The organism is Nitrososphaera sp. (assembly GCF_050748925.1).
Taxonomy (GTDB): domain Archaea; phylum Thermoproteota; class Nitrososphaeria; order Nitrososphaerales; family Nitrososphaeraceae; genus Nitrososphaera.
The window spans coordinates 1-4957 of record NZ_JBOGQF010000127.1 but is presented as its reverse complement, the minus strand read 5'-3'; the positions used below and the strand labels follow the sequence as shown (position 1 = coordinate 4957).

Sequence of the window (4957 nt, the reverse complement as noted above, 5' to 3'; positions counted from 1 at the left end):
GCCTTCGTACTATACTTCTGTATGGCCCCTCCTCTTATTTTGACTTTACTTGACAGGTGGTAAAAATTACGTTGGCAGCTCGGTCAAATGCCTTCTCTTCATCAATCAGGATTAACTCTGAATCTTCATCGCTGCCAAAAGAGCTTGGCCGGTGGCATTAATTATGCTTGCTCAAGGAAAGGCTTGTACCTCTCCACCAGGTCGTTGAGCGGAAAGCGCTTTTTCCCCACTATCTTGATGTCCGTGTTCACGTTCCCGTCCTTGATCTCGATGATGTTGTACGAGTTTTCGAAAAAGCCCCGGTACCGAGTTGAAGAGGTGGTGCCGGCGTAGGTTATTTCCAGCGACCCGAGTTCCCACACCCACGGCCTGTGCTTGTGGCCGCACATTACGAGGTTCACCTTTGCCTCCAGGCAGGTGCGCAACACGTCGCCGGCGTCAAGGATGAGGATCTTGTCGGTGCCCGTGTCGGGTATGCCCACCAGGTGGTGGTGCATGGCCACTATCTTTACCTTGTTTTCATACTTGGCAAGGGTCTTTTCCATCCACAGGTTCTGCCGGTAGCCGACCTCGCCTTCGTCCCGGTCAGGCCGTGCCGTGCCGAGGGTGAGTATCACCGCGTCGTCAAACTCGTAGACGCTCTCTGACGGAAAGAATTTCTTGAACAGGAGGTAGCCGGTGTGCCGATAGTCGTGGTTGCCGGCGACGACAATGATGTTTGGGCACTGAAGGCGCTTTATCTCGCTGCGCGCCTTTTCATATTGCGGCAGTATCCCCTCGTCGGTCAGGTCGCCAGTTATCACTATGGCGTCCGGCTGGAGCTTGTTGACCTCGTCTACCACCGCGTCAAAGGTGCTCTGCACGAACAGGCTTCCGATGTGTATGTCGGATAACTGGACAAGGCGCATGACAAGTTTATTCGCGCCTGCGCATTATTTAAGCGCGCAAAAGCAATGTTATATTAACGCCCAAAGTCGTAACCATAGGGCAGTGCCGAAGCGCAAGATAAAGGAGGAGAAGCCGAAAAAGAGGATGGGCAAAAAAGAGGTCCTGATAATCCCCATCATCATGGGCGGCGCAACGCTCGTCGCGCTTTTGGTAAGCCAGCTCGCCCCCCCTCCGGACCCCACCAGCGTGTGCCTGAAAAACCACGAGATAGAGACGTTCCAGCTTTATCCAAAGATAGAGTTTATCGTCGACGGGCAGCAGGTATTGATGCCGGACGGCGTCGGCAAGCAGCCCAAGGATGGTCATGACTGCCTGCGCCCGATGCACACTGACAATGTGGGCAACGACATGCACGTCGAGTACATCAGGCCCATCAGGTTCACGATGGCAGATTTCATGAAGATCTATGCCTTTGACGGCAAGACGATAACGGTGGTCAACAATTCCACCGGCGCAAACGTCGAGCAGGTCCTGACCCTTGCAGATTATGACATCCAGTACTCGTACTACTCTGAAAACCAAGAGTTCACCAAGGTCCCGGAGGCCAAGGACGTGCCCCCCTTTACCACTGAAATGGTCGTGCGCGCCGAGCTCACCTCCAAGTAAGGCTAAAATAGAGAAGGGAAAAGCTTGCCTCTTGATTCAAGTTGGCGAAAAAGTCTGCTGCGATAATCAGGGGCGACGGCACGGGGCCAGAGCTTGTGAACGCCATGGTCAAGGTTTTGAAGGCGTGCAATACCAAGGTAGAGCTCATTTCATGCGACGCGGGATCAGAGTGGTGGGAGAAAAATGGCGGCAACTCGTACATTTCACCCGAAGTGTGGAAGCTTCTCGAAGACACCGACGCCTGCTTCAAGGGCCCGACCACGACTGTTCCGGTGCCAAACGCGCCAAGGAGCGTGGCAGTCAGCATCCGCCAGAAATTCGAGCTGTTTGGCAACATCAGGCCGATAAAGACGTACAAAAACGCGGAAAAGCAGCTGGACTTTATCTGCGTCCGCGAAGCCACTGAAGGGCTGTACGCAGGCATCGAGTTCAAGACGAGCGATGACTCGGCTATTGCCATCCGCAAGACCACGAGGAAGGGCTGCGACAGGATTGCAAAAAAGGCCTTTGAGGTCGCCAAGGAAAACGGCTACAAAAAAGTTGTGGCGATCACAAAGCGCAACATCATGAAGGAGACCGACGGCATATTCTGGTCGTCGATTGAAAACACGGCAAAGCAGTTCAAGGGCGTCGAGTACGAGGAATACTATATCGACAACATGACGCAGCAGCTCGTGAAAAACCCAGAGCGCTTTAACAAAAACGTCCTTGTCAGCACCAACCTGTTCATGGACGTCATATCCGAGTGCGCGTCAGGCAACGTCGGCTCGATAGGCAACGTCTACTCGGGCAACTATGGCGACAAATACGCGATGTTTGAGCCGGCGCACGGCAGCGCGCCGAAATACGCGGGGCAGGACAAGGTCAACCCCGTCGCGACGGTGCTGTCGGGCGCTTGGATGGTCGACTACCTCGGCGAGCACGACATATGCAAGGCGATATTCAAGGCGACAGAGGACGTCATCAACGAAAACAAGTACGTCACTTATGACCTTGGAGGCAAGGCGTCGCTGTCGCAGATGGCAGACCAGATAGCGACGAGGTCCGCGAAATTCCTCAAAAAGTAAGCTCGACTACTGACAGGCGCTCGAAAAAGAGCGCCTTTTCTTTTATTACTTTTATTTTCAGCCTCTCTTTTTTCACAAAAGAGTCGAGCGCCGACTGGTCTGCAAGCGACGACACTACCACCAGCATCCTGCCGTCCTTTGCCAGCAGCGGCAGCGCAGACTGAACAAAGCGGACCGTGGTTTCGACGCCGGAAGGGCCGCCGTGCACGGTTGCGTCGGTTTTTTCGTCGTCCGGCAGATAGGGAGGGTTGCTCACTATCAGGTCAAACGTGCCGCAAAAAGCAGAGGCCGCGTCGCAGCACGCCAGCATGACCCGGGGTTCCTGTGCCCTGCAATGCCGTAGCGAGCCCCAGTCGATGTCAGAGCCGGCGACGTTTTCAAAATTCTCGGCAAGCGCCCGCACGACCGCGCCCGAGCCGACGCCTATCTCCAGCGCCCACCTGCCGCGGTATTGCAGGGCGCATTCTGCAAGTAAGTATGTGTCTTCGGCAGGCAGGTACATTACGCTACTATCCTCATGATCTCTTCTGGCGCCAGCTGGTCAATCCTCCTGTCGCCAAAGTCAGCCTGCACGCCCATCCTGGCGGCCACCCTGGTCGCCTTTTTGTTACGCTGCGAAAACAGCTCGTTGACCTTTTTGACGGCGTCCGGGGTTATCGTGTGGACGGGCACAAGCCTCAGTACTTCGGACTCGACCTTGGGCGGAGGATTGAAAGCGTCCTTGCCTACCGCAAACAGCCTTTCAATTTTAAAGCAATACGAGCAGGTGGCAGATATCGCGCGATAGTTTTCGTCGCCCGGCCTTGCAGATATCTTGTCTGCAAATTCCCGCTGCACCATCACTATCGCGCGCTGAAACTGCATTGTGGCAAGCCACTGCATGGCGTCGCGGCTGCGCGAATAGGGCAGATTTGACACAAAGACGTCAAACTCGATGTCCTTTACCTTGAACAGGTCGGCGTTGACGAGTTGTAAATTCTCAAAGCCCATGGATTGGGCGTCTTCGTACAGCCCCCTGTCTACCTCGTAAGAAATGACACGTCCGGTGTGCTTGCAAAGCTCCTCCGTCAGGACGCCGTTGCCTGTGCCTGCCTCGCACGCTGTTTCGCCCTTGCCCAGCACAGAGGCTGCAATTATTCTGTCCAGCACGTGCCGGTCTGCAAGAAAGTGCTGGCCAAGGGCCCGTGTTTTTGCGCGCATTACTTTCGGACGAAAAGGTTCATGCGGGCCTGGCCCATTATCTCTTCGATTATCCGCTTGGCCACCAGTTTGGCCGGCTCCCGGAGGCCGACCCTCGCTTGGAGGTCTGCAAAGCTCTCAAACTTTTTCTTTTCCCGCTCTTTGATTATCGTCATCATGTAGGTCTTGCCGATGCCGGGGATGAGCTCGAGCGCGTGAATCCGGGGCGTTATCGGCTGCGACATGTTGACATAGTCGACAAACCGCTTTTCGTTTGCCAGGACCACCTTTTCCACGATGGCAGGAAGCTCGTTCTTGGCCGACTGCGACACGTCGTTATAGTCCAGCCTACCGAGCACGCTCACTATCTTGTTTCTGCCCTCGCGGCCGATGTAGAGGCGCTCGCCAACATCAAACGTCGAGTTCTGGACGCCCAGCAACTCTAACATCGTGAGCCGCTCCTCGCCTATCGCCTGGACGATGACGCCCTCCCTTCCCCTCACGGTGTTTGACTTGCCCCGCGGGGTATAATCGAGGACGTATGCGTACTCCTCGTACTTGCGCTGGCCGTGATCAGCAGAATGCCCTTGTGGTGGGTCTTGGGGTGCTCCTGACAACTCTATCGTACCTGTATTATAGAATAAGGTATTTAGCCTTGGCTCTCGTCTTTCAGGATTGCCAGCATCTTTTCAAGCGTTTCCGTAAGTATGAGTTTCTTCCAGCCAAATGTGAACGCCCTGAGCTCTTCAAGCGAGGTGGGCATCACGTTCACGACCTCGACTGACTCTTCCGGGGTGAGGTCGCACTCCTCTACCAGCTTTTTGACCATCTTTTGCGCCTGCTTGCCGGTGACCTTGCCGAACTTGGTCGTATAGTCAAACGTCCAGCGCTGGATCTGGTCCATGTCGTCCGGCTTTACCGACTCTAGTATGTCCTTGACCTGGGCGGTCGTTATCAGTTCTTTTTTCAGAGTCTCGGTCATGCCTTGGCACCCTGCGCGGCCCTTGTCTTGGCATCTTGCGTGGCCTTTGCCCGGGTACCCTGCGCGGCCATCGCCCTGATGTGGTTAAAGCGCGGCTGGATGATCTTTTCCTTGTCGCCAAACATCACTGCGATCTTTAGCGTGCGCTTGCGCACCTCTTTTACGACGCCTATCC

At 55.1% G+C, this 4957-nt stretch carries 7 protein-coding genes; 2 read left to right on the top strand and 5 right to left on the bottom strand.

Annotated features, from left to right (window positions below; translation table 11 throughout):
* Window positions 1-161 precede the first annotated feature (161 nt).
* Complete coding sequence (locus ACREAY_RS09765; RefSeq protein WP_431755584.1) at window positions 162-908, bottom strand: metallophosphoesterase family protein; 747 nt, start codon at window positions 906-908, stop codon at window positions 162-164.
* An 82-nt stretch (window positions 909-990) separates the two neighbouring features.
* On the opposite strand from ACREAY_RS09765, the gene ACREAY_RS09760 reads away from it, so the two are divergent.
* Window positions 991-1554, top strand: coding sequence for a hypothetical protein (locus ACREAY_RS09760; protein ID WP_431755583.1), 564 nt, complete (start codon window positions 991-993; stop codon window positions 1552-1554).
* 41 nt (window positions 1555-1595) lie between these two features.
* Entirely contained in the window at window positions 1596-2621 is a 1026-nt protein-coding gene (locus tag ACREAY_RS09755) for an isocitrate/isopropylmalate dehydrogenase family protein (protein ID WP_431755582.1), read from the top strand.
* Here the strand turns inward: ACREAY_RS09755 and ACREAY_RS09750 are convergent.
* The 4 genes from ACREAY_RS09750 to ACREAY_RS09735 are packed head-to-tail and all read right to left on the bottom strand — an operon-like array spanning window position 2611 to window position 4782.
* Entirely contained in the window at window positions 2611-3123 is a 513-nt protein-coding gene (locus tag ACREAY_RS09750; RefSeq protein ID WP_431755581.1) for a methyltransferase, read from the bottom strand. The genes ACREAY_RS09755 and ACREAY_RS09750 overlap by 11 nt on opposite strands.
* Window positions 3123-3821 (bottom strand): ribosomal RNA small subunit methyltransferase A, encoded by a 699-nt coding sequence (locus ACREAY_RS09745; protein WP_431755580.1) that lies wholly within the window; start codon window positions 3819-3821, stop codon window positions 3123-3125. The genes ACREAY_RS09750 and ACREAY_RS09745 overlap by 1 nt, the downstream gene beginning before the upstream one ends.
* Window positions 3821-4417 (bottom strand): DUF655 domain-containing protein, encoded by a 597-nt coding sequence (locus ACREAY_RS09740; RefSeq protein ID WP_431755579.1) that lies wholly within the window; start codon window positions 4415-4417, stop codon window positions 3821-3823. The genes ACREAY_RS09745 and ACREAY_RS09740 overlap by 1 nt, the downstream gene beginning before the upstream one ends.
* A gap of 32 nt (window positions 4418-4449) precedes the next feature.
* The gene (locus ACREAY_RS09735; protein WP_431755578.1) at window positions 4450-4782 is read right to left on the bottom strand and encodes an RNA polymerase Rpb4; all 333 of its coding nucleotides are present in this window, start codon (window positions 4780-4782) and stop codon (window positions 4450-4452) included.
* Window positions 4783-4957 lie beyond the last annotated feature (175 nt).